At 39.9% G+C, this 25,854-nt stretch carries 25 protein-coding genes; 2 read left to right on the top strand and 23 right to left on the bottom strand.

All coding sequences use genetic code 11. The features are described from left to right. Window positions 1-7 precede the first annotated feature (7 nt). Both NHH15_RS09685 and NHH15_RS09680 read right to left on the bottom strand, forming a co-directional pair. On the bottom strand, window positions 8-1,117 hold the full coding sequence (locus NHH15_RS09685) for an iron-containing alcohol dehydrogenase (RefSeq protein ID WP_262066465.1): 1,110 nt from the start codon (window positions 1,115-1,117) through the stop codon (window positions 8-10). A gap of 158 nt (window positions 1,118-1,275) precedes the next feature. Beyond that, window positions 1,276-2,172 carry a LysR family transcriptional regulator gene (locus NHH15_RS09680; RefSeq protein ID WP_262066464.1) on the bottom strand — a complete coding sequence of 299 codons (897 nt, stop codon included), beginning with the start codon at window positions 2,170-2,172 and terminating at the stop codon, window positions 1,276-1,278. A 192-nt stretch (window positions 2,173-2,364) separates the two neighbouring features. On the opposite strand from NHH15_RS09680, the gene NHH15_RS09675 reads away from it, so the two are divergent. Beyond that, complete coding sequence (locus tag NHH15_RS09675) at window positions 2,365-3,849, top strand: succinate CoA transferase (protein ID WP_262066463.1); 1,485 nt, start codon at window positions 2,365-2,367, stop codon at window positions 3,847-3,849. A gap of 26 nt (window positions 3,850-3,875) precedes the next feature. Continuing rightward, a complete protein-coding gene (locus tag NHH15_RS09670) occupies window positions 3,876-5,249 on the top strand; it encodes an aldehyde dehydrogenase family protein (protein WP_262066462.1) in 1,374 nt (457 codons plus the stop codon). 46 nt (window positions 5,250-5,295) lie between these two features. On the opposite strand, the gene NHH15_RS09665 is transcribed toward NHH15_RS09670, so the two are convergent. The 21 genes from NHH15_RS09665 to NHH15_RS09565 form a co-directional block, all read right to left on the bottom strand. Then, the gene (locus NHH15_RS09665; protein WP_262066461.1) at window positions 5,296-7,701 is read right to left on the bottom strand and encodes an InlB B-repeat-containing protein; all 2,406 of its coding nucleotides are present in this window, start codon (window positions 7,699-7,701) and stop codon (window positions 5,296-5,298) included. A gap of 95 nt (window positions 7,702-7,796) precedes the next feature. Then, entirely contained in the window at window positions 7,797-8,996 is a 1,200-nt protein-coding gene (locus tag NHH15_RS09660; protein WP_262066460.1) for an ATP-binding protein, read from the bottom strand. A 131-nt stretch (window positions 8,997-9,127) separates the two neighbouring features. Further along, entirely contained in the window at window positions 9,128-9,784 is a 657-nt protein-coding gene (gene rpe / locus NHH15_RS09655; protein ID WP_262066459.1) for a ribulose-phosphate 3-epimerase, read from the bottom strand. A 49-nt stretch (window positions 9,785-9,833) separates the two neighbouring features. After that, window positions 9,834-10,391, bottom strand: a complete 558-nt coding sequence (locus tag NHH15_RS09650; protein WP_262066458.1) for a Fe-S-containing hydro-lyase — start codon at window positions 10,389-10,391, stop codon at window positions 9,834-9,836. After that, on the bottom strand, window positions 10,391-11,233 hold the full coding sequence (locus NHH15_RS09645) for a fumarate hydratase (RefSeq protein WP_262066457.1): 843 nt from the start codon (window positions 11,231-11,233) through the stop codon (window positions 10,391-10,393). The genes NHH15_RS09650 and NHH15_RS09645 overlap by 1 nt, the downstream gene beginning before the upstream one ends. Window positions 11,234-11,245: 12 nt before the next feature. Next, on the bottom strand, window positions 11,246-12,847 hold the full coding sequence (locus NHH15_RS09640; protein WP_262066456.1) for an FAD-dependent oxidoreductase: 1,602 nt from the start codon (window positions 12,845-12,847) through the stop codon (window positions 11,246-11,248). A gap of 11 nt (window positions 12,848-12,858) precedes the next feature. Then, the gene (locus NHH15_RS09635) at window positions 12,859-13,533 is read right to left on the bottom strand and encodes a 4Fe-4S dicluster domain-containing protein (RefSeq protein WP_262066455.1); all 675 of its coding nucleotides are present in this window, start codon (window positions 13,531-13,533) and stop codon (window positions 12,859-12,861) included. Between the two features lie 18 nt (window positions 13,534-13,551). Next, on the bottom strand, window positions 13,552-14,406 hold the full coding sequence (locus NHH15_RS09630) for an FAD/NAD(P)-binding protein (RefSeq protein ID WP_262066454.1): 855 nt from the start codon (window positions 14,404-14,406) through the stop codon (window positions 13,552-13,554). Further along, window positions 14,403-15,437 (bottom strand): 4Fe-4S dicluster domain-containing protein, encoded by a 1,035-nt coding sequence (locus tag NHH15_RS09625; RefSeq protein WP_262066453.1) that lies wholly within the window; start codon window positions 15,435-15,437, stop codon window positions 14,403-14,405. Before NHH15_RS09625 ends, NHH15_RS09630 begins: the two co-directional genes overlap by 4 nt. A gap of 3 nt (window positions 15,438-15,440) precedes the next feature. Then, a complete protein-coding gene (locus tag NHH15_RS09620) occupies window positions 15,441-16,400 on the bottom strand; it encodes a 4Fe-4S dicluster domain-containing protein (RefSeq protein WP_262066452.1) in 960 nt (319 codons plus the stop codon). Further along, window positions 16,388-16,828: a hydrogenase iron-sulfur subunit gene (locus NHH15_RS09615; protein WP_262066451.1), complete on the bottom strand. Its 441-nt coding sequence runs from the start codon at window positions 16,826-16,828 to the stop codon at window positions 16,388-16,390. The genes NHH15_RS09620 and NHH15_RS09615 overlap by 13 nt, the downstream gene beginning before the upstream one ends. After that, a complete protein-coding gene (locus NHH15_RS09610) occupies window positions 16,819-18,807 on the bottom strand; it encodes a CoB--CoM heterodisulfide reductase iron-sulfur subunit A family protein (RefSeq protein WP_262066450.1) in 1,989 nt (662 codons plus the stop codon). The genes NHH15_RS09615 and NHH15_RS09610 overlap by 10 nt, the downstream gene beginning before the upstream one ends. A gap of 5 nt (window positions 18,808-18,812) precedes the next feature. Further along, window positions 18,813-19,187, bottom strand: a complete 375-nt coding sequence (locus NHH15_RS09605; protein ID WP_262066449.1) for a 4Fe-4S dicluster domain-containing protein — start codon at window positions 19,185-19,187, stop codon at window positions 18,813-18,815. Further along, on the bottom strand, window positions 19,184-19,981 hold the full coding sequence (locus NHH15_RS09600; RefSeq protein ID WP_262066448.1) for a CoB--CoM heterodisulfide reductase iron-sulfur subunit B family protein: 798 nt from the start codon (window positions 19,979-19,981) through the stop codon (window positions 19,184-19,186). The genes NHH15_RS09605 and NHH15_RS09600 overlap by 4 nt, the downstream gene beginning before the upstream one ends. 22 nt (window positions 19,982-20,003) lie before the next feature. Then, a complete protein-coding gene (locus NHH15_RS09595; protein ID WP_262066447.1) occupies window positions 20,004-20,951 on the bottom strand; it encodes an L-lactate dehydrogenase in 948 nt (315 codons plus the stop codon). A 56-nt stretch (window positions 20,952-21,007) separates the two neighbouring features. Continuing rightward, on the bottom strand, window positions 21,008-21,445 hold the full coding sequence (rpiB, locus tag NHH15_RS09590; protein ID WP_262066446.1) for a ribose 5-phosphate isomerase B: 438 nt from the start codon (window positions 21,443-21,445) through the stop codon (window positions 21,008-21,010). A 65-nt stretch (window positions 21,446-21,510) separates the two neighbouring features. Then, the gene (locus tag NHH15_RS09585; RefSeq protein WP_262066445.1) at window positions 21,511-22,449 is read right to left on the bottom strand and encodes a transketolase family protein; all 939 of its coding nucleotides are present in this window, start codon (window positions 22,447-22,449) and stop codon (window positions 21,511-21,513) included. Beyond that, a complete protein-coding gene (locus tag NHH15_RS09580) occupies window positions 22,437-23,273 on the bottom strand; it encodes a transketolase (protein WP_262066444.1) in 837 nt (278 codons plus the stop codon). Before NHH15_RS09580 ends, NHH15_RS09585 begins: the two co-directional genes overlap by 13 nt. 13 nt (window positions 23,274-23,286) lie before the next feature. Then, entirely contained in the window at window positions 23,287-23,940 is a 654-nt protein-coding gene (gene fsa, locus NHH15_RS09575) for a fructose-6-phosphate aldolase (protein WP_262066443.1), read from the bottom strand. Window positions 23,941-24,213: 273 nt separating this feature from the next. Then, window positions 24,214-24,840, bottom strand: coding sequence for a dihydroxyacetone kinase subunit DhaL (gene dhaL / locus NHH15_RS09570; RefSeq protein ID WP_262066442.1), 627 nt, complete (start codon window positions 24,838-24,840; stop codon window positions 24,214-24,216). 12 nt (window positions 24,841-24,852) lie between these two features. Then, entirely contained in the window at window positions 24,853-25,848 is a 996-nt protein-coding gene (locus NHH15_RS09565; protein ID WP_262066441.1) for a dihydroxyacetone kinase subunit DhaK, read from the bottom strand. Between the last annotated feature and the right edge of the window lie 6 nt (window positions 25,849-25,854).

Genomic DNA, 25,854 nt, shown 5'->3' with positions numbered 1-25,854 from the left:
TCCTTTTTTATTTTATACATCTTTCATAAATTATTTTTATCTGCTCCTGAGATAATTCAATTGGGTTATTTGCCAGCAGTCTCTGCTGATTTTCAATAACAGAAGCCGCCATTTCTTCCGCTATTTTTTCATCCACTCCAATGCTTCCCAAGCTTTCTCTCTTTAACACAAAATCAAGTAAGTCAAACATCTGCTTCCAAGATTCCTCTTTCGAGCAGTTGAAAATTTCTGCCAAAACTTCTTCTACAGGGCTTAGATCCGCGCCCAATTCTTTGTACATATTGAAGGTTGCTTCAAAAACCATATGGTTTGCTTTTCCATGAGGCACATGATAAATTGCACCAATTGGATAAGCCAAGGCATGTACTGCTGCACATCCTGCATTTCCAAAAGCAACTCCTGCCATTGTGCTGGCAATTAGAAAATCTTCCATATCTGCTGGAAGTTTTGCTTCCTGCTCTTTCTGCATTTTTTGGTAACCATTCAGAATTTTTTCCATTGCTGCTTTTCCAAACATTCTGGAAAATGCTGTCGCTTTCGGTGATACGTAAGACTCCATTGCATGTACCAAAGCATCAATTGAACTGGTGGCGAAAACACCATAAGGCAAAGTGGATAACATCTTTGGCACTAAAGCTGCTTCGTCAGCAAAAAGCTGAGGTACTGCCAATCCCATTTTTGTCTTTTTCTTCTTGAATTCCAAGATGGAGATATTTGTAACTTCACTTCCAGTTCCGCAAGTTGTTGGAATTACAATAAGTTCCCTTTCTTTTACCAAATCAACTCCCTTGGCATAAATTTCTTCTACATTATAATCATCATTAAAACGTAACAGCTTCGATATATCAATAATTGTACCTCCGCCGATTGCAATGATTCTCTTGTAGTTCTTTCCTTTGATGTCTTTAAGAATGGCATCCACCATCTCATCGGATGGCTCCCCTTGTCCGTACTTTTCCTGATACAATACTGCACAAGGTGCTTTTGCTTCGCCTAACTGTGGTGACAGCACATACTCATTGGTAACAATAAGATCGCCTTCTCCCACTTGTTTTTCTTCCATAAAACCTTTTAAAGAATCATAGACAGCAATTGTTGGTTTGATTGAAAAACTCATAGCTTCCTCCTTTTCTTCTTTAAACTCTTTCTATCTTTGTTAATTATTTAACTCTGTTTGCTTATAAATATCCTTACACTCATTAAAAATAGTATAGTTCATCAGTAGTTATATGTAAAATGCATTTAAGGTATGTTAAATATGTTATATTTGTATGGCTATTTCTTTGAAGTTTCTACGATCATTTGCTTCAGCTTATTTGCCGCAATATTCAAATGACGGCTGCTGTCTTCTACCAGACAGATCCTCCGAGGCGGCACCTCTTGTACAAGAGGAATTGCGATTACTTCTTTCTTATTGATTGCTTCAATGGCAAACTCCTCTGGAATAAAGGCAAGACCTATATTGTTCTTTACAAGTGGGAGCAGCTGATCTGTAGTGGCTGTTTCGGTATCTGGCGTTAATACCAGTCCATGGTGTGAATAAAATGTATTATAAAACTCTCGTGTGGTTGTTCCCTTTCCCAAGAAAATCATAGGATATTGAACTGTATCTTTTAGGTCAAGTGGCCGATCCGTCAGTTCTTTATATTGACTGCTTCCAATTAAAATTTCTTGAAAATTTTTCAAATCCGTTTCCACAAAGGGCTTTTGAATCTGCACTGGCGTCGTAACCAAAGAAAAATCTACTGTTCCATTTTTTAATGCCTGTAAGGATTGAGGCGTTGTCTGATTGGACAGCTTTAATTGAATTCCTGGATAGGCCTCTCTAAAATGACTTAAAACCGGCAGAAGAATTCCATGAAGAGCTGTGTTGCTTACACCAATGGTTACCACTCCGCTTTTCAGATTCTTATCATTGGCAAGCTCCAGCTCTGCCGCTTTAAATTGCTCGTATGCAACTGCCACATGGGAATAGAGCTTTTCTCCCTCTGGAGTCAATGTTACACCACGGTTTGTTCGTATAAACAACTTACAACTCAATTGATTTTCAAGGTTGTTTATATATTTGGTAAGATTCGGCTGATTACTATTCAGTACATTTGCTGCTTGTGTAAAGCTCTGGTATTTTGCCACATAATAAAAGATGCGGTAATAATCATAGGTAATTTCCATCCTGTTTTCCTCTCAAATCTTAATTCGATTTCAACTCTTGTATCATACCACATCTGTCATACATAATCTATATAATTGATATATTATAAATACTTTTTACATATACTGCCCCTTGTTATATACTCACATCTATGAAGCGAAGTTTTTCACTTATTGATTGTTATTACTTTAACAATATGCGGAGGAAATGTCATGAATGAAAATTTTACAAAAAGAATACGTAACAAAGACTTACTGGATAAGGTAATGTCTGCTGATGAGGCTGCTAAATTCATCAATCCCGGGATGACTCTTGGGGTGAGTGGTTTCACAATTGCAGGTTACCCTAAAAAGATTGGTGCCTCTCTTGCCAAAAGAGCAGATGCCGGAGAAAAGCTTGATTTAACTGTTTATTCCGGTGCTTCCCTTGGAGACGAGTTTGATGGAGAACTTACTCGTAAGGGTGTTTTCAAAAAAAGAATTCCTTACCAAACAAATACCGATCTTCGTAACGCAATTAATGCAGGAAAAGTCGGCTATTTCGATATGGCTCTTAGCGAGCTCCCACTCTGGGTAAAAAATGGCGTTCTTAACCCAATTGATGTAGCCATAGTAGAAGCTGCAGCTATCGATGAAGAAGGAAACATTATTCCAACCACTTCAATTGGTGTATCAAATACTTATGTTGAATACGCCGACAAGGTGATTATCGAATTAAACACCTATGTTCCAGAAGCAATTGAAGGAATTCATGATGTTTTTTCTCCTAAAAAAGTGCCAAACACAGAACCGATTATGATTACAAAGCCAAGCGATCGCATCGGTACAACATATATAAAGTGTGATCCTTCAAAGATTGTTGCAATTATAGAAAGTGACATTCCGGATAATGGGCGCTCTGTTGCAGCACCTGATGATGAGTTCAGACAGATGGCAAACAACTTAATTGGTTTTCTGAAAAGCGAAGTAGATGCAGGACGCTTATGCAATCCTCTTCCTCCTCTTCAAGCAGGAATTGGTAGTGTGACGAATGCTGTGTTAGACGGACTTCAGGCATCTGATTTCCAACACATGACTGTTTACTCAGAAGTACTGCAAAACTCTATCTTTGAGTTGATGGACAGTGGTAAAATTGATTTCGCCTGTGCTACATCCTTGACTTTATCTGCTGATGTAAGAGATAAATTTTTTGAAAACTTTGAAAAATACAAAGATAAAATTATGCTTCGCCCTCAGGAAATCAGCAACTCTCCAGAGGTAATCCGAAGATTGGGAATCATTGCAATTAACACCGTTATCGAAGCAGACATATATGGAAACACAAACTCAACCTATATTGACGGTCACCGTTTAATGAATGGCGTTGGTGGTTCTGGTGATTACTGCCAGAATGCTGGATTAGCAATTTTCATCACAAAATCCACAGCCAAAAACGGGAACTTATCTTCTATCGTTCCTCTTGTCAGCCATATTGACCATACCATTCATGAAACACATGTCATCATTACGGAACAAGGGGTTGCTGATTTACGAGGTCTTGATCCTATTGACCGTGCAAATACAATTATTGACAATTGTGCACATCCTGATTTCCGTCCTGCACTTCATGCTTATCTTGAGGAAGCACAGGAAAGTTGTTGCAACAAACACAAGCCAGTCAATTTAAAGGCTGCTGTTGAATTTAATAAAACCAAATAATTAATGATTCTATAGGAGGCAATAGAATGGAACAAGACGTAAACAAAATGATTGAAGAAATCGTAGCAAAAGCAAGAGTTGCTCAAAAGGAATTTGAAGCAAACTTCTCCCAGGAGCAAGTTGACGAAATCGTTCGTGCCATAGGTAAAGTGGTATATGACAATGCAGAAGAGCTTGCTAAGATGGCAGTTGAAGACAGTAAAATGGGTGTTTATGAGGACAAGGTTGCCAAAAATCGTGGGAAAGCTAAAATTATCTGGAATAGCTTAAAAGGCAAAAAATCTATCGGTGTCATCGAAGAAAATAAAGAAACCGGTATCCTTAAGGTTGCAAAACCGAAAGGAGTTATTGCCGCAATTATTCCTGCAACAAACCCTGTTGTTACACCTATGTGTAATGGTATGTTTGCATTAAAGGGACAAAATGCAATTGTAATCTCTCCTTCCAGCCGTGTCGGTAACCTGAACAAATATGTGGTTCGCATTTTCCGTCAGGTTTTAAAAGAACACGGTGCACCAGAGGATCTCTTCCAGATTATCGAACCTACCAGAGAAGCAACTGCAGCTCTTTTAAAGAATGCTGATGTAGTAGTAGCAACCGGTGGTTCTTCCATGGTAAAGGCAGCTTATTCCAGCGGAAAACCTGCTTACGGCGTTGGACCTGGTAATGTTCAAACAATTGTGGATCGTGATATCAATTATGAAGAAGCCATTCCAAAAATTATTGCTGGACGTATCTTCGACAATGGTATTATCTGTTCCGGTGAACAAAGTATTTTCATTCCAAAAGAAAAATATGACGAAGTAATAGACGTATTCAAGAAGAATAAAGTTTACTATGCAGAGACTCCGGAAGAGGTTGGCAAATTTGCAGAAGCCATCTTCCCAGGTGGCGGTGGAATGAATCGTGATGTCATTGGACAAAGCGTTCAAACTGTTGCCAAGATTGCAGGTGTGGATGTTCCAGAGGATACACAGATGATTCTCTTAAAAGCAAGAAGCTTAGACCACAACGAACCTCTTTGCAAGGAAAAGATGTGCCCAGTAATGATTAGCGCTGCTTATGATACCTTTGAAGATGCCGTTGCTTATGCACAGGCAAACCTTGAATGGGAAGGAATCGGTCACTCAGCATCTCTTCATAGCAATAGCATGGATCATATTAAATACGCAGGAGAACATTTATCCATTAGCCGTCTGGTAGTCAACCAAACATCTTCTACGGGAGCAGGCGGAAGTCTTTATAATGGATTTTCTCCAACCACCACTCTTGGTTGTGGTTCTTGGGGAAATAACAGTATTTCAGAAAACTTAAATTTTACACACTTAATTAATATCTCTCAGATTGGTCTTTTCAATGCAGATGCAAAAGTTCCAACAGATGAGGAAATCTGGGGATAAGAGAATACAATTTATGGGAGAATCTATTTTTAGATTCTCCCATTTTTTAATACTTCTTTTTGTAATAGAAACACGTAGCAATAGCACCACCTGCTAACACCATAAGAAGAAAATACACAATTATTCTCTGAGACTGTCCCGTCTTTACTGCTGTTGGTACCTTTAATGGCTTATTTACTGGTTTATCTACTGGTTTACTTACCGGTTTCATCTCTTTTTCCGATTCCTTATTTTCATTACTTGGAATCTCAGGATTCTTTGGTATCGCTTCAAAGGAGGCTGCAACTTCTACAGCTTGTCCCGGCATAGTAAATTGATATTGACCATCTACCAAAGGTATTACAACATCATTTGCTCTCACAGAGTCCGCCACAAGGCGATACCCCTCTTCTGGCTGTGGGCTCACCACAATAATCTCTCCCTCCAATGCTTGGTTCTTGTCTACACTTACGTTCCCTTTTCCAATTCCTTTTTGGATTGTAACATCATAGAGAGGTTTCCATTTTGCATAAAGTTTTGTGTTTTGTGTTGCAACATCTTCTTCAAAGTTCCACTCATTTTCACTCCCTGGTTCTTGGTACCAGCCACCAAATACATACCCTTCTCTAATAGGCTCTGTAGGAGGCGTTATAAAATTTCCCTCGAGAAAAAATGTTTTTCCTAAAACAGCATCCTCCTCTCCTCCATTTTCCATCCATTCTATCTGGCGCACCCACTCTCTTTTGGAATACATCCTGCCAACGTAGTTATCAGCCTCAACAGCTACACATATCAGCTGATTTAGTTCCTTCTCCGTAAGGGTGTATGTATCATTTTCAGCGTCACCCATCATTTCATTACCCACAAACCATTGATAGGAAAGAGAACCCATCTCTATTTCCGGAAGAAATGAGCTTTCTCCCAAATCTGCTCTTGCCTTTCCATCCTCATACCCTAGGCTTAAGTTTTCTTTTTTATAGACAAGCTTTAACTCCGGATGAATTCCCGCTCCTGCTTCTAACGGTGCATAATACCAAGAAGATTCTGCCCCATTGAACACATTCTTTTCAGTGACGTTTCCTAATCCATCTGGCACCTGTGCTCTTTGATAATTGGAGCCCTCAAGAGAATCCCTGAGTCCAGATATTTTCCCATTTTCATCTACAGCATCAGCAGTAATGGTTCCTCTCTCATCATAATAACAATCCACACACTCTGCTTCGCCTGTTTGTTGTAATCCTATGATTCCCCCGCCATAAGATGGAGGATTTAATGGAGATGAAAATATAGATGTAATTGATTCTGTATTATAACTACTGTAGACTAACTTCGAATTGTTGCCGGCTACTCCACCCCCATATACACTCGTTGCTGTTTGCAATTTCGGTATATGCATCGACAATACTTCCCCCGTGTTATAACAATGTCCAATAACTTCTTGATTATATCCTGCTATTCCTCCCCCGTAAGCCCCTCCATATGTTGCTTTTTGGGTTAGGGCAGCGGATACTGCTCCTGTATTGTAACTGTTCTGAATATCTCCTTGCTCAAAACCATAATTGTGTCCCACTATCCCTCCTCCATAAGAGTTGGAAAGAAACGTGCTGGATGAAGCCGTTTGAATCTCTCCTGTATTATAACAATTTTCAATAATACCGAGACTATCCCCCGCTATTCCTCCCCCATAAGAAGCCGTACTTGTGGTTTTAAATGATGATAAAATTTTTCCGGTATTATAGCAATTTTCTATGTAGGTGTCCACAAAACAGTATCCAACGATTCCTCCCCCTTTGGAGTTGTTTTCTGATGATGCTATAACTACACCACTATTGTAGCTGCTGCTAATTCGACTATTCGTACTGTATCCAACGATTCCGCCTCCATTGGCAAAACCTGATGCGTAGGCTACAGTGCAGCTATCAGAATCAATCCCAATATTAGAAATATTTCCTCCTTCTATAGAACCAAATAAGCCTGCATAGGCATGTGTTTCATCTCCTAAATCAATTGCAATCATTCTTTTAATTCTATGTCCAGCTCCATCAAAATTTCCTCTAAATGGATTCTCTTTTGTTCCAATGCCTTTCCACGCATTGGTTACTGTTCCACTATATTGAAGAAAATATGTATCATTTTCCTCAATTCTATTTTCTTCCAGCCCCGCTCCTTCTAAATCAATATCTGAAGTTAGTATAACAGTTTTTCCCGCAAAATCATTTCCTTCCCGGACAAGATCAGCAATTGCTGCTAACTCACTGGCTGTACCTACAAAAAAAGTTGCAACTCCTGCAGTGTATAATTCCCGAATCTGTCTATAATCTGCCATGTCATTGTCATAAGATAAATACTCCACACTATCAAAGGCTATTTCAATCCCTGTAAAAGCTTGTCCCTCCGCAGCCTCAGAGACATTTGATAGTATGAATACAAACAATAATGGTACAATCAAAAATCTTGTTATTCTTCTTTTCATTCTGCCATCCCCCCTTAAATCCATATGTTTCTAATAGGATTGTCGGCTGAAATGACAAAATGAATAAATATTTATTTAGCTGATGCTCTATCGGGTTAATAATTCTCCTGGAGTAAAAAATCTTTTAGATGCACAATCTTAATTCCATTAACATTCCCCACGTCAAGTTCTTCAAGGGTCACAACATACTTCGGATAATGGTCTCTAATTTCAAGTAGGTTTGCAATCTCTCTATCCGACCCCTCCGGCAATCTGCGGCATACCTGAACATAAATCCGCTCATCACGATGCACCGCTACAAAATCGATTTCTTTTGCTTCATTTTTACCGATATAGACCTCATAGCCCTTTCGACACAATTCAAGATAGACAATATTTTCCATCATAGCCGCAATCGACTTAGGATCAAAACCCATGATACAATATTTTAGCGAAGCGTCAGCAAGATAAAATTTTTCCTGGGTTTTCAACACCGACTTCCCTTGTAAATCATACCTCCTGCAACGATAAATAACAAAAGCTTTTTCAAGCCATTCCAGATAGTTATATATGGCTTCCACGGAGAGAGAACGCCCTTCACTTTTTAGAAATTTTACAATTGCGTTTGCCGAAAACGTCTTCCCTACATTCTCAACAATATATCTTACAACACGGTTGAACAAATCGTAATTGGTTATTCGGTGACGTCTCGTAATGTCATTTGTGATAACCGAATTATAGATCCCCTCCACAATTTGATGAGACGAAAGTTCGTCAAAATTATACTGAGCAACAATGGGAAAACCACCCACACGGATATACTCATACAACAAATCTTTACGAGACAAATTCTCTGCTTTTTTAAATTCCATGTATTCAGCAAAGGATAGCGTAAAAACCGGAATCGAAATATATCTGCCAGTCAGATAGGTAGATATTTCACTTGACATCAATTTGGAATTCGATCCGGTTACATATATATCTGTATTCCCATTTTCCAACAGACTATTAACAACCTTCTCCCAACTCTCTATTTCTTGCACTTCATCAAGTAAAATGTAATAGCGATCCCCGTCAAGAATTTTTTCTTTAATGCCATTATACATCTCTTTATCTGTCATACCATCAGCAAAATCTTCCGAGGTATACCGCATCTCTATAATATGTTCTGAATCAATACCACTTTTTAATAAGTCCTCTCGCAGCATCTTTAAAATAGTTGATTTCCCACAGCGGCGAATTCCTGCTAATATTTTTACAACAGGCACATCTCGATAAGTTTTTAGAGCTTCTACATATTTCAATCTGATAATCATTGTATCACCTTCCTTATATTACTCATATTAACCAAAAACCTTCTCATTTTCAATAGTTTTTACTTGAAATCCATAAAAAGAGCCATCCCGAAAACATATGCTTTCAGAATAGCCCTTCTTTGTCTGTTTGATTATTTGTCTAATACTTTCATAAAATCTTCTACATTTTTCGAAGCATCACCTTTGAAAACTGCTGACCCAGCTACAATCACGTTAGCTCCAGCCGCTAAAACTTCCTCAATGTTATGAAGATAAATTCCGCCGTCTACTTGTATATCAATCTGACGACCTCGTTTTTCCATAATTGCTCTGGCCTCTTTTATACGTCCAATACTTTCCGGTATAAAGGATTGTCCGCCAAATCCAGGCTCCACAGTCATAATCAAAAGCATATCCATATCATCTAAAAACTCTTCGATTACAGATACATCAGTTTTTGGTTTAATGGATACCCCAACCTTTGCGCCACAATCTTTAATCTTTTGTATGGTTGCTTTTAAATCTTCGCAGGCTTCATAATGCACTGTAATAATGTCTGCTCCTGCCTTCTGGAAGGTTTCAATGTAACGGATTGGTTCCTGAATCATCAAATGAACATCCAAAACCTGTTTTGTATACTTTGATACAGCCTCCAATACAGGCATTCCAAAGGAAATACTGGGAACAAAGAGTCCATCCATCACATCAAAGTGAAGATATTCGGCTCCTGCTTTTTCTGTCTTTTCAATTTCATCTTTTAAATATCCAAAATCTGCTGATAAAATTGATGGTGATAATATGTTTTTCATTTCGTCCTCCAAGGATTTTATATTTTCTTGGGGATATTATATCATAGTTTTACTTTTTTTGCTCCAAATATGCAGCTCTTCCTTCTTCATAAAGGTTATTGCCTTCTGTGTCAATAATTACAACTAAGGGCATTTCCTCTACATAGAGCTCCCTTAACGCTTCCGCTCCAAGATCTTCAAAGGCAATTAGTTCTGCTTTCTTAATGGATTTCGCAAGTAAAGCTCCCGCTCCACCGATCGCACCAAAATACACACCTTTATACTTTTTCATTGCATCAATTACTTCTGGTAATCTGGCTCCTTTTCCAATCATACCTCTTGCACCAACACTCATCATTGTAGGTGCATAGGCATCCATGCGGCCGCTGGTAGTTGGTCCTGCCGAACCTATCACCTGTCCTGGTTTTGCAGGAGTTGGTCCCACGTAATAAATGGTAGCATCTTGAGGATTAAAGGGAAGCTCTTCTCCTCTTTCCAGCGCTTCACACATACGCTTATGTCCTGCATCTCTGGATGTATAAATCGTTCCTGTTAAGTAGACTGTATCACCAGCTCTTAATCCTTTTGCTTTTTCCTCTGTAAGAGGCAGTTGAATGTGTTTTTCCATTATATCACCTCCGATGCATGACGCGTCACATGACAGTTAATATTAACCGCACAAGGCATTCCTGCAATATGAGTTGGCATTGTTTCAATATTTAAACCAATTGCCGTTGTCTTTCCGCCAAAACCTTGAGGTCCTATTCCAAGGGCATTTACCTTCTCCAGCATTTCAACTTCCAAATCTGCATAATAAGGGTCTTCATTCTTGGTATCAATTGGCCGCATCAGAGCTTTTTTAGCAAGAAGCGCCGCTTTGTCGAAGGTTCCTCCGATTCCGACTCCTACCACCATAGGTGGACATGGATTCGGACCTGCTGTTTCCACAACCTCAAGGATAAAATCTTTGATTCCTTGTAATCCAGCTGAAGGCTTAAACATACGGATCATACTCATATTTTCACTTCCGAAACCTTTTGGTCCTACTGTGATATGAATCTGGTCTCCTGGTACAATTTCTGTATAAATCATAGCTGGAGTATTATCTCCTGTATTTCCCCGTCGTACCGGGTCTTTTACAACAGACTTTCTTAAGTATCCATTTTCATACCCTCTTCGAACACCTTCATGAATTGCTTCACTTAAGTCTCCGCCACTTACATGGACCTCCTGTCCTATTTCCAAAAACACACAGGCCATCCCGGTGTCCTGGCAAATTGGTACATTTTGTGCATCTGCGATTTCATAATTTTCTACAATCTGATCCAACACACCCTTTGCAATATCCCAATCCTCACAGGCACGGCAGCTTTCAATTGCATTTTTTACATCTGTAGGCAGATGCTCATTTGCTTTGATACACAGTCTTTCAACAACATCCGTTATCTGATTCGCATTAATTTCACGCATATTCGATTCCTCTTATCTTTCATGACGAGCATATTTTGGCAGTAACAGTGGTGACACATCATCTGTCTGTACGTCAGCAGTTTTTAAAGCTTCTTCATAAGCTTTCACATGATCAAGATTTAAGTTTCCAATCTTTGTCTCCTGTGCCTTTTTCGCTGCCGCCTTTCCAGCATTTCTACCAAATACTATTATATCTAATAAAGAATTTCCCATCAATCTATTTCTTCCATGGATTCCTCCAACTGCTTCTCCTGCAACCAGAAGGTTTCCAAGCTCAGAAACGTATCCATCTCCATTAATTTCAAGACCACCATTCTGATAATGGAGTGTTGGGTAAATAAGAATTGGTTCTTTTCTCATATCAATATCATAGTTTAAAAACATACGAAGCATAGCAGGAATTCTCTTTTCAATTGTTCCTTCTCCACCAAGAATCTCAATCATTGGTGTATCCAGCCAGATTCCTTTTCCAATTGGAGTGTCGATTCCCTTTTCTCTTGCTGTACATTCACGAATAATCGATGCCGCTGACACATCTCTCGTTTCAAGAGGATGCATAAATGCCTCTCCATCTACGTTCACAAGCATTGCTCCTAAGGACCGCACTTTTTCTGTTACCAATGCACCAAATATTTGGGCTGGATAAGCTGCACCTGTAGGATGGTATTGAATCGTATCCTGGTAGAGTAGTGGTGCACCTGCACGATATCCCATAACAAGTCCATCTGCCGTTGCTCCATAATGATTGGACGTAGGGAAATCCTGGTAATGAAGGCGTCCCGCTCCACCTGTGGCAATGATAACAGTTTTTGCTCTTGCTACAGCATAGTCTCCTGTCTCCATATTTAAAAGAATTGCTCCCGCCACTTGACCGTGATCATCTTTAAGAAGCTCTACTGCTGAGGTAAATTCAACAACAGGTATTCCCAGGTTTAACACTTCATCTCTTAATGTACGCATAATTTCCGCTCCGGAATAATCCTTACAAGCGTGCATTCTCTTTCTTGATGTTCCACCACCATGGGTAGTAACCATATTTCCCTTTTCGTCCTTATCGAACATAACCCCAAGCTCATTCAACCATTCAATTGCATCTGGCGCTTCCATAACAAGCCTTTTTAAGAGCTCAGGCCTTGCTGCAAAATGACCTCCTCCGAAAGCATCTAAGTAATGCTGTACCGGAGAATCGTTTTCTTTATCTGCCGCTTGAATTCCACCTTCTGCCATCATGGTATTTGCATCTCCAATACGAAGCTTTGTCACCATCATTACATTCGCTCCGGCCTCTTTTGCTTCGATTGCTGCTGATGAACCGGCTCCGCCGCCACCAATTACCAATACATCCACATCATAATCTATTTTGCTTAAATCGATTTTTTCATTCAGAATACGACTATTGGAATGAATAAGATTTCCTAGTTCTACCGGAATCTTTTGTCCCTTATTTGGACCCACTTTTATTTCAACAAAGCCTTCTTCTCGGTAGTCCGGATGAAATTCTTTTAAAAGCTTCTCTTTTTCTTCCGCACTCATACGTTGTGGTTCATTCTCCATACGTTTTGCGCGGGTCTCTTCAACCTTTTTGATTGACTTTTGCATTTCTTCTGTAAACATCCCGGGCCTCCCTACTTTTCAATCTCTCTGTTATTGTAAAGTTCTTTCATTTCTGTAATTGGTTTTTCCATGATTTGTTCAATTAAACTATCAAACTCGCCATGTATAACCTCTTCCACTCTCTTCTTTAAATGCTCTGTTTCAGGAGCAATGTACTTCCCGGTCAGACGTCTTGCTAACACACCAACCATTGGGTGGGAGATTCCAGCAGGACATCTTGTAGAACAGCATCCGCAGCCCACACAATCAAAAGAAGCTTCTGCACACTTCTCGTACTCTCCTCTTTGAGCATATGCGATGTACTGCATAACATCTAAGTCCTGAGTACAAGCCTTTGTACAAGCATTACATCCGATACAGCTGTAAATTTCAGGATACAGCTCCATCATGATTTGTTCCGTTGGTTTAATTTTCTTTATATCATAAGTTCTCTTATCCGTCGGAAAAAATGGAATACTTGCAACATACATTCCTTCCACTACCTGTGTTTGACAGGCAAGACAAGTTTTGAGCTCATTCTTTCCCTTCACTCTATAAATCGTAGCACAAGCTCCACAGAAACCGTGACGGCATCCACAGCCTCTATTCAGGGTATATCCTGAGTACTCCATTGCTGTCATTATGGTTAGATCTGCAGGTACACTATACTTTTTTCCATAAAAATAAACGTTTACCATCTCTTGCATTTGCTTTTCCAATCCTTTCTAATATTCATCAGGCATACTGTCCACTTCATCACAACGAAAAACGGGACCGTCCTTACATACATACTTATCACCAATGTTACAACGTCCACATTTTCCTACTCCGCACTTCATTCTAAGTTCAAGAGTTGTATAAACCTGGTCTTTGCTAAAACCAATTTCTTCCAAGGCCTGAAGGACGAATTTAATCATAATCGGAGGACCACATACAAGAGCTGTTTTATCAGAGGAAAAACCAATTTCTTTTAAATACGTAGGAACAAAGCCTACATTTCCATCCCAGCCTTCCTGCTCACGGTCAATGGTAAGGTATACATTAACTCCTTCGGTCTTCATCCATACTTCTTGAATCTCTTTCAACTGAACCAAGTCATCAGCAGATCTTGAACCATATAAGATATCTACTTTTCCATAGTTCTCCCTGTTATCCATTACGTAGTTAATAACAGACCGCAGAGGTGCAAGCCCAATGCCTCCAGCAATAAAGAGTAAGTCTTTTCCTCGTAATTCCGTCTCTACCGGAAAATTATTACCGTAGGGTCCACGTACCAAAATTTCATCTCCCACCTCTAAACCGTGAAGATAATCCGTTAAAACACCACATTTCTTTATACTGAATTCTTGAAATTCTTTATTTGTAGGGGAAGAAGTAATCGAAAACATTCCTTCGCTGATTCCCGGTGCACATACCATTGCACACTGTCCCGGCATATGCTCAAATAACTTTCCGCCTTCCGGTGCATTTACACGAAATGTTTTAACATCCGGCGTCTCCTGGCGGATATCCGTAATCACACCTACTTGAGGAACTAAAGTATCTAAAGTATAGTCTTTTTTACAAGTACATTCGCTCAATTTGCTTTTCCTCCTTCCTCCTGAAATCTCTTTATTACTTTCACAATATTTAAAGATGATGGACATTTTGAAACACATCTTCCACAGCCTACACAGGAATACATTCCATCATTATTCGTTGGAAAGTATACCAGTTTATGCATAAATCTCTGACGGAATCTTTGCATTTGAGTGGTTCGGTTATTTCCATGAGCCATCATTGTAAAATCAGAATACATGCAAGAATCCCAACAACGATATCTCTCTACGCTATTGCCTGTATTATAATCCTTTATATCATAGCACTGACAAGTAGGGCAGATAAAAGTACACGTACCACAGGCAAGACAGGAATTTGCAAAACTTTCCCATATTGGAGAGTCAAACTTTTCATCTGTTTTTCCAGCGCCCCATCCTTCTAAGGAAAGATTGGAGTAAGGAAGCTTTTCTACAATACTTCGGATATCCTCTTGAATCGTCTCAACTGCCTTATCATCACTTTCTGCAAACAAACTGCTTACTTTTTCTGTTATCGCTTTTCCCTTGTCAGTGACTGGCTTCCAATAAAGAAAATCCTTGTCAAGCCATGCAGCCACGTCTCCCTTTGGATCTGCACAATCAATATCAAAAACTTTACAGAAGCAAGTTTCCTCTGGCTCACTGCACGCCATTGTCACAATAATACCGTGCTCTCTTCTTGCTTGATAATAGCTGTCTACAGGATCCACTAAAAACACCTTATCCAAAACTTCCACGCCGCGATAATCACAAGGACGCATACCAAAAATTACAAAGTCTTTGTCCCTCAGCTCTTCCTGCTGAATCTCTATTTTCTTCCCATCCTTTTTACAGGTATATAAGCTTTCACCTTGGGGGAAAAATGCGTCTTTCGGTGATTTCACCGAATTTAATGCTGTTAAATCTACTTCTACCTCTTCATCCCAAAGTCCAAAATTCACTTGTCCACTATTTTTGATTGGCAAAATCAGTTCTTGTTCATTTGCTAATAACTGGAATAATGCCGGTAACTTTTCTTTTGCTATCTTATACATACATTATCCCCTTTCTACCGCTTCTTGTGGTTCTGCATCATCAAAGGTAAACTCCGTAAGGGGACCAACTGTTTCCGCATCCTCTCCGGCTCTGAATTCTCCGTACAGCTCATCAATATCTTTGATAAACTTCCGATTGAATAGGTGAAGTGGTATTCCCTCTGGACAAACTCGCGAGCATTCACCACAGTCTGTACAGCGGCCAGCCACATGAAAAGCACGGATAATGTGAAACATTTTTTCTTCAAATGAGTTTGTATTCACTTTTTGTGCACTGTCAAACTTATTACTGTCAAAAACACATTTCCTGCAAGAGCATGCAGGGCAGACATTTCGACAGGCATTACAGCGAATGCACTTACTAAGCTCTTTCTGAAAGAATAAAAACTTTTCTTCTGAAGACATCTTTTCAATTGCTTCTACTTCACTAAACTTATCTTTATCATTTGTCTCTTTAGACTCACCAATGATTTCATCGAAAATACGGTGTTCTTTTCCTTTGCATACATGGCATCTATCCAGAAGAACGTCACTGCGGTTCAGGGTTTTATCACCGTAAAGTGTTTCCACATGAATCTTGTCTTCCTCTTCTGTAATCTTTTGGATTCCTTTTACTCCTGCCTCTTTTATCTTATCAAGGCTAAGCTTTCCACTACATCCAACACCAATGATGTATGCTTTTTCACGATCAATACGGTGCTCCTTTAAAAGCTGATTAAAGCTGTAGGTATCACATGGTTTTAAAAACACCAATGTTTTCCCTTCTTTTTTGGAAGCTTCTATCATAAATTTACTCAGATTTGCTCCACAAAATCCATCGTATATAAATTTATCTAATTCCTCTTCGTTCTGGAAGAATGCAGGCTCTGGATTGTAGGAGAAATCTCCTTCTTTCCATCCAAGAATTCCCACAACGCTTCCATCTGCCAACAGTTCTTTTCCACGTGTAATTAATTCTTGCATCTGATATCCCCCAATCTAACATTTTCTCCAAGAGAATGAATTGTCTTTGCAAAATCATTCATAGTAGTCGAAAACTTAACTCCCTCTGCTGCTGAAACCCATTCCACTCGGGTACGTCCATTTTCCACCCCAATATAATCAAGCATTGAGAATAACAAACTCATACGTCTTCTTGTGTAATAATTTCCTGTACTATAGTGGCAATCACCTGGATGACATCCACATAAAATCACTCCATCTGCACCTTTTTCAAAGGCTCTTAGAATAAACATCGGATTCACACGACAGGAACAAGGCACTCGAATAATCTTTACGTCTGCCGGGTAAGCCAGTCGGCTGCTGCCTGCCAAATCGGCTCCAGCATAGCTGCACCAGTTACAGCAAAAGGCAACTATTTTCGGCTTGAATTCTTTATTTTCTATCGACATATCGCATCTACCTCCGCTAAAATCTGTCTGTTGGAGAATCCTTGTAAGTCCATAGCTCCTGATGGACAAGTAACGGTACAAGCTCCACATCCCTGGCAAAGGGCTGTATTTACCGCAGCAACTCTTCTGGTCTCACGAATCCCATGATCATTGATTTCCTTTTCTTCATAAGCAATTGCTCCATAAGGACACACATTTGCACAGGTTGAACACCCATTACATAAAAGCTCATCAGCTTGTGCCGTACATGGATTGGTCAAGAGCTTATCTTTTGCAAGCAGACCAATGGCTTTTACCGCTGCTGCTCCAGCTTGTGCCACCGTCTCCGGAATATCTTTTGGTCCCTGACAAACACCAGACAAGAATACCCCTGCAGTTGGAGATTCTACGGGACGAAGCTTCGGATGCGCTTCGGTCAGGAAATCATTGGTATCAATACTTGCTGTTAACATCGTTGCAATTTTACGAACCCCTGCTTCTGGCTCAATTGCTGTTGCAAGAACGACCATATCTGCTTCTTTAAGAATCTGTCGATTGTCCAGTAAGTCCACTCCTTGAACCAAGAGCTTTCCGTTCTCCATTGGTGCAACTTTTCCTACTTGACCTTTTACGTAATTTACATTGTATTCTTCCACTGCACGACGGTAGAATTCATCGAAGTTCTTACCGGGTGTACGTACATCGATATAGAATACTGTTACATTAACATCTGGGTATTTATCACGAATCAGCATTGCATGCTTTGCTGTATACATGCAGCAAACCTTTGAGCAGTATTCTTTTCCTCTACAGGTTACATCTCTTGAACCCACACATTGGATAAATACAATTTCCTCTGGATGCTTACCGTCTGACAATCTCTCTAAATGTCCTTTTGTAGGACCTGCCGCATTCATTACACGCTCTAATTCAAGAGATGTAATGACATCCTTACTCTGGTTGTATGCATACTCGTCAAAATCATCCAGCTTAATGGTGTCAAATCCCGTTGCAACTACAATTGCTCCATACTTTTCTGAAATGATTTCATCCTCTTGCTCATAATCAATCGCCCCTGCCTGACAAACCGTCGAACAAAGTCCACATTTTCCGGTTTTAAACTTAATACAGTTTTCACGATCAATAACAGGAACATTTGGAATTGCCTGTGCAAAAGGTGTGTAAATCGCGCTTCTGTTTCCTAGACCTCTATTAAATTCACTGGGAATCTTCTTCATTGGACATTTTTCAGAACATACACCGCATCCCGTACATTTGTCCATATCGATACTTCTGGCTTTTTTCCGAATATCAACAGTAAAATCACCTACAAATCCACTTACCTTGTCTACTTCACTGTAGGTATATATATTAATCTTTTCATGGGCTGCCGCATCCACCATTTTCGGTGTTAAAATACATGCAGAACAGTCCAGGGTTGGAAAGGTCTTATCTAACTGTGACATTCTTCCACCGATACTTGGTGTCTTTTCAACGATATCTACTTCATATCCTGCATCTGCAATATCCAGCGCCGTTTGAATACCGGCGATTCCGCCTCCAATAATCAATGCTCTTTTTGTTACACGGCTTTCTCCTGGAACTAAAGGTGTATTTAAATTCACCTTTGCAATTGCTGCTCTTGCAAGAATAACTGCCTTTTCTGTTCCTTCCTCTTTATCCTTATGAATCCATGAACAATGCTCACGGATATTTGCGATTTCAACCATATAAGGATTGATTCCAGCCCGCTTTGCTGCATTTCTAAAAGTCGTCTCGTGCATACGAGGCGAACAGGAACATACTACAATACCTGTTAAATTCTTTTCTTTTACCGCTTCAATAATCTTCATTTGTCCCGCTTCGGAACACATATATTGGTAGTCTTCCGCATGAACCACACCTGGTTCTAACAACGCGTACTGAGCTACTCTTTCAACGTCTACCGTTGCAGCAATATTACTTCCACAATGACAGACAAAAACTCCTATTCTCTGCACCTTTATCACCTCCGATATCTTCTAAATGCGCTAACCAGTAGTTGTTGGGGTAATTCCGGATCTAACAACTGTGTCACTTCTTCGGGGCTTAACAACTCTGCTCCCCTCTTTCTTACCACCATTTGTCTGACTGTATCGATAAGATTTCCTGGCTTTACATCTCTTGGACAACGTTCCACACATGCAAAGCAGCTTAAGCATTGTTTGATGGACTCTGATTTTAACAATGCATCAATATCATCATTTAGTACATAGGATACAAATTGATGAGGCTTTATGTCCATCTCATTAAATGAGGGACATGAGGCTGAGCATTTTCCACACTTCATACATTTGTATGGATTCACGCCGCTGATTTTCTTAATATCATCCTGTATCATGCCTCTACCTCCTCTTTTACTCCCAATGCTTCTGCCAACAATTCTGTAAAATAGTACACCGGCATATCTGCTTTACTATTGTTTTTATTTAAGTTATACAAACAAAGTGGACAGGCTGTAATCAATCCTTCCGCCTCTGCGCCTTTTGCAGATTCCACAATCTTTGTCACCATCTCTACTGTTCTTTTTTCTTCCTTCAAGGATATGTATCCACCACAACATTCATTGCGAAACGGATACACTACTGGGGTTGCTCCTAATGCTCGAATAAAGTCTTCCATAATGGATGGATTTTCAGCATTATCAAAACCCATAACCTTACTTGGCCGCAACAACAGGCAACCGTAATATGCTCCTATTTTTCTTCCTTTTAAGGGATTTACTACTTTTTCCTTTATTTTGTCAAACCCTACCTTATCTCTTAAGACTTCCAGGAAATGATATACCTTCGTCTCTCCCTTATAAGGAGTATCCAACTCCATGTAGTTGTTTGCTCTTGTTTGAATATCTTCCACGTTTGCCATATCATCATTCACACGTTTAATCACGTGATGACAGGCGGAACACATCGTTACTAAATCCTGCTCCTTTTCTTTTGCCTCATTCAATGCACGAACCGAAGAAAGCTTGGAAGCAATTTCATCGGTTGCCAAAGGATATACTCCTCCACAACACTGCCATTCTTCTATTTCTTCCAATTCGATTCCAAGAGCCTTTGCCGAACGTCTTGCATAGATATCCAAGTCTTTCGCTTTTGTTTTAAGTGTACATCCCGGGTAATAACTGTATGTCATAACTCCTCCTACTTATTCCTGCTTAGATTTCGATTCCTCTGATTACTTCTTTTAATGCATTTGCACTGGCATGCAGTTTTTCCATTTCTTCATCATTAAGCTCTACTGGTATTTTTCCCTGAACTCCATTTGGTCCTACCAGAGTAAGCACACTGAGACAAACATCATCCACTCCATACTCACCATGCATAAGGGTTGAAACTGTGGCAATTGAATCAGAAGAAGCTAAAAGCTTTGCACAAAGCTTAACCACTGAAACGGCAATTGCATAGAATGTAGCACCTTTATTGGCAATAATTTTTCCTCCTGATTTGCGTACATACTCAATCATCGCCTCTTTGTCTACTGGCTTTGTCTCTTTATCAAAGGACTGAGCAATTTTTGTATATTCATCCATCTTCGCTCCACCGATTGCTGCACAAGACCATGGAATAAACGAGGTATCACCGTGTTCACCAAATACGTATGCGTGAATATTTTTTTGCGCCACGTCAAAGTGTTCCGATAAACCAGTTTTCAGCCGTGCTGTATCCAAGGTAGTTCCAGATCCAATAACCTGATTTTCTGGCAATCCTGAAGTTTTAGCGAATACATATGTCATAATGTCCACTGGATTGCTTACGATTACGTAAAGAGCCTTTGGCGCAACTTTAACAATCTCTGGAGCAATTTTTTTCATAATATTTACATTCGTTTGTGTCAATTCAATTCTTGTCTGACCAGGTTTTCGAGCAATTCCTGATGTAATTACAACGATATCTGAGTTTGCTGCATCTTCATATTCTCCTGCTATAATTGAAATAGGATCCCTGAAACTCATGCCTTGAGCGATGTCCATAACCTCGCCTTCTACTTTTTCTTTGTTGATATCAATCAACACGATCTCTGATGCCAGACTCTCCAATGATAATGTATAAGCAATTGTTGCCCCTACACTTCCCGCTCCGATAACCGTAATTTTCCTGCTCATAATAACTTTTCCTCCTTGGATTTCGTTTATTTTTTAACAATCGATAGTTAAAAAAATTAGTCTTCTATCGAATGTATTTCACTGATTCTCTCTGCGTGTCTCCCACCTTGAAATTCAGCATCCAGCCACTCGTCTACAATAAACTTAGCAACTTCTGTTCCTACTATTCTTGCTCCAAATGCGATTACATTTGCATTGTTGTGTTGTTTTACTAATCTTGCTGTCGTCGGCTCACTACATACTGCTGCCCGAACTCCTTTTACTTTGTTCGCTGCAATAGAAATACCAACACCTGTACCACATATGGCAATTCCTTTTTCCACCTCGCCTTTTGCAACTGCTTCTCCAAGGACTTTACCGTAATTCACATAAGAAACACTCTCTACATTATCTGTTCCATAGTCCAGAATGTCAAGACCTTTTTGGGATAAATAGTTAATTATTTCACATTTCAATTCATATCCAGCGTGATCGCTTGCAATTCCTAATTTCATATTCTTAAATCCTCCTTATAAACTTTAAAAGCCAGAGGCCCATAATTTGTGCCTCTGGCCAAGCTTTAAATAAAACTCTTTACTTTTTTGTAGATGCCTTCTGCATCTAAGCCATACTTCTTTAATAATTCCACTGCCGGTCCAGATTCTCCAAATACATCTTCGATTCCAATCCGGTGTACGCTTGCTGCGTTTGTCTCTGCAACCACTTCACTGACTGCTCCACCAAGTCCACCAAGCACAGAATGTTCTTCAATTGTAATAATCTTCTTTGTCTTCTTTGCAGAAGCAAGAATTGCATCCTTATCAATTGGTTTAATTGTATGCATGTTAATTACTTCCGCACTGATTCCTTCTGCCGCAAGCATTTCTGCCGCTTCCAAAGTGTTTGATACCGGCAGCCCTGTTGCAATTAAAGTAACATCTGTTCCTTCTCTTAAAGTAACTGCTTTTCCGATTTCAAACTTATAATCTGCATGATCATTAATAACTGGCACTGCAAGTCTTCCGAATCGCAGATACACAGGTCCGTCGTGCTTATACGCTGCGTGAACAGCTGCCTTTGCTTCCACATCATCTGCGGGGTTTAAAATCACCATTCCAGGAATGGTACGCATAAGAGCGATATCCTCATTACACTGATGAGATGCCCCGTCTTCTCCTACAGAGATTCCTGCATGAGTTGCTCCAATTTTCACATTCATATGTGGATATCCTATGGAGTTTCTCACTTGCTCAAATGCTCTTCCCGCTGCAAACATTGCAAAGGTACTTGCAAAAGGTACAAATCCACAGGTTGACATTCCTGCCGCTACCACCATCATATTACACTCTGCAATACCACAGTCAATGTGAAGATCTGGATATGCTTTTTTCAAAACACCCGTCTTTGTCGCTGCTGCAAGGTCTGCGTCAAGAACTACTAAGTCATCATATTTTTCGGCAAGCTCAACAAGGGCATTACCGTAACTATCTCTCGTTGCTATTTTCTTTACTTCTGACATAGTTCTTCACCTACCTTTTCTAAATCTGCCATTGCAACTGCATACTGTTCATCATTTGGTGCAGCACCATGCCACTCTGCTTTGTTTTCCATAAAAGATACGCATTTTCCTTTTACTGTCTTGGCAATGATTGCAGTTGGTTTTCCTTTCACGGTTTTTGCTTCGTCAAAGGCTGCCTTCAGTTCATCAAAGTTATGTCCACAGATATTAATCACGTGGAAATTGAAAGCTTCAAACTTTTTATCAATTGGATAGGGAGAGTTTACATCTTTGATTGATCCATCAATTTGCAAATCATTGTTGTCTACAATTACAACCAAGTTGTCCAGTTTTCTGTGAGCTGCTAACATAGAAGCCTCCCATACCTGACCTTCTTGAATTTCTCCATCTCCTAATAATGTATAAACTCTGTAATCCTTTTTCTTCATTTTACCTGCAATTGCCATTCCAACTGCCGCAGAGATTCCCTGACCCAGAGAACCACTACTCATATCCACACCTGGTATATGCTTCATATCCGGATGTCCTTGAAGGTAAGATCCTAGATGACGAAAAGTTTTCAAATCTTCAACCGGGAAAAATCCTCTTTGGGCTAAAGTAGAATAGTATCCTGGAGATGTATGACCTTTTGACAAGACAAATCGGTCTCTCTCTGGATTTTTCGGATTCTTTGGATCAATATTCATTTCTTCAAAGTATAAATATGTATAAATATCCGCAGCAGATAGAGATCCGCCTGGATGTCCCGCTTTTGCACTATGAACTGCCGTTACGATTCCTTTACGAACTTCACAAGCAATCTTTTTTAGTTCCAACTCGTTCATTTATTTCCTCCTCTTATTCACCAAACACTGCTTTGTAATCTGCCTGAAACTTCGCAATTCCTTCTGTTGTAAGAGGATGCTTTGTCATTTGTTCAATTACACCGTATGGAACCGTTGCAATGTCTGCACCTGCTAATGCACAGTCGGTTACATGAATTGGGTTTCTTACACTTGCACAAATAATCTCTGTATCCAAACCTGCGACATTGAAAATTTCAGAAATCTCAGAAATCAGATCAACGCCTCTTACAGAAATATCATCTAATCTACCAAGGAAAGGTGATACGTATGTTGCTCCAGCTCTTGCTGCGAGTAACGCCTGTGCTGCTGTAAAAATAAGGGTTACATTTGTTTTAATTCCTTCTTCGGTAAGTACCTTACAAGCTTTTAATCCTTCTACTGTCATCGGGATTTTAACTACCATGTTTGGGTGAATCTTTGCAATCTCTCTACCTTCTGCAATCATTCCTTCTGCATCAACGGTAGTCGCTTTAACCTCACCACTTATTGGTCCATCCACAATAGAAGCGATTTCTGCTATTACTTCTTCAAAATTACGGCCTTCTTTTGCAATCAATGATGGGTTTGTAGTAACTCCACAAATCACACCCATGTCGTTTGCCTTTTTGATATCCTCCACGTTTGCAGTGTCAATAAAAAATTTCATCGCTTTTCTCCTTTATTCTCTTTCTTTGTTGTGGGCTTCTTCCAATTCGTTCATTCGATCCGATTACTCGTTCCCCCATACACATAAATGAGTATGTTGCTCCTTTGACTTCCTCTGTTCACTTATGTGACCATCCCTAATCACTCCGTGTTCATTTTCAATCATAGCAACAGTAGGATATAGAATAACTTCATTTGCTTTGGCACCATTCAATAGTATACTCTAATTCAACCTTTGAATCAAGAACCGCGTGCCTTTTTCTTTATTAATTTTCTATAAGTATTCCATAATACCATCTGCCATTGTTGTTAAAATAATACAACAAGAAGTGGCTCCAGCATCCAACACTCCGCGGGAACGTTCACCAAGTCTGGCAGAACGTCCAAACTTTGCCATCATATCTTTGGTTTTGTCCCTGCCATCTTCTGCTGCTTTTTTCATTTCCAACAAGGAGCTTTTAAAATCCCTCTCTTCTCTCAAAGCATCAACTGCCGGTGAAAGTGTATCCACAAGGGTCTTATCTCCCACTTTTGCCTCCACAATCTCCTGCAGACCTGATAATCCTGCCTCCAGCATTGTCATCAATTCCGCTCTTCCAATTTCATCAAAGTCTTCACCTGCTTCTGCTGCATCCATAAAAATCGTTCCGTAAATCGGTCCCATAGAACCTCCAATTTCCGAAAACAAAATATTCCCAAGCTCATATAAACCATCTGCAAAGCTAAATTCTTTATCCTTAAACCGTTCCTCAAATACCGAAAACCCTTTATTCATATTCATTCCATGGTCTCCATCGCCAATCAGACCATCCACTTCTCCTAAATAAGCTTTATTCTCTTGAATCCCTTTTACCATTTTTAATAGCACGCTTTTACCATTTTCATTTTTAAACATCGCCACGTTTTCCTCCTACTATTTCTGGGTGAGTCCCATTGTCTCCACTGGCAGATCCACTAACTCTTTCAATTCATCATCCAGCTTCATAATTGTCAGAGTAGCTCCCATCATTTCTAATGATGTGAAATAATTCCCCACATAACTTCTATGTGTTACAATTCCTCGTTTCTCTAACAACTGGTCGATTTCATCATACAAAACATAAAGCTCCATAACCGGTGTCGCTCCCAATCCCGATACCAGCACTGCCACCTCGTCACCTTTTTCAAATGGTTTATCAGCCGCCACCAAATCCACCATTCTCTTTGCCATTTCTTTGGCCGTCTCCAGCTCACATACTTCTATTCCCGGTTCACCGTGATGCCCAATCCCCACTTCCATCGTGCCTTCTTTTATTTGAAAATTCGGATGTCCTACTGCCGGAAGCGTACAAGGGGTCAGTCCAATTCCCACGCTTCTTGTATTATCAATCGCTTTTTGTGCAGCTCCAATCACTTCATCCAACGTTCCGCCAAGTGCTGCCTTTGCACCTCCAGCTTTCCACATAAATATCTCGCCTGCCACACCTCTTCTTTTTTCAAGCTGATCCTTCGGAGCAGAGGCAACATCATCATTTGCCACCACAGTCTTCACTGTGATCCCTTCTCGCTTCGCCATCTTCACAGCCATCTTTACATTCATATTGTCACCAGAATAATTTCCATAAAGGCAAGCCACTCCTTGTCCTTGATCTGCTTCTTTGAATGCATCCAGGAAAGCTGCTGCTGTGGGAGAGGAACAAATCTCACCTACTGCCGCAGTATCACACATATTCTCTCCCACATAACCAATAAATGCAGGCTTGTGTCCCGAACCTCCTCCCGTTACAACTCCCACTTTGTTATCTCTGATTTTTCTTGCTTTTACCACTCTCTTGTTGTCTGTCTTAGACACAATATCTTTGTGAGTCTTTAAAAAACCTTCCAACATTTCATCTACGATATTATCTGGATTGTTTAATATTCTCTGCATAACTAT

The organism is Aequitasia blattaphilus, assembly GCF_024721305.1.
Lineage (GTDB): Bacteria > Bacillota > Clostridia > Lachnospirales > Lachnospiraceae > Aequitasia > Aequitasia blattaphila.
Note: the sequence above shows the minus strand (reverse complement) of the source record. Positions and strands in the feature narration are given on the sequence as shown.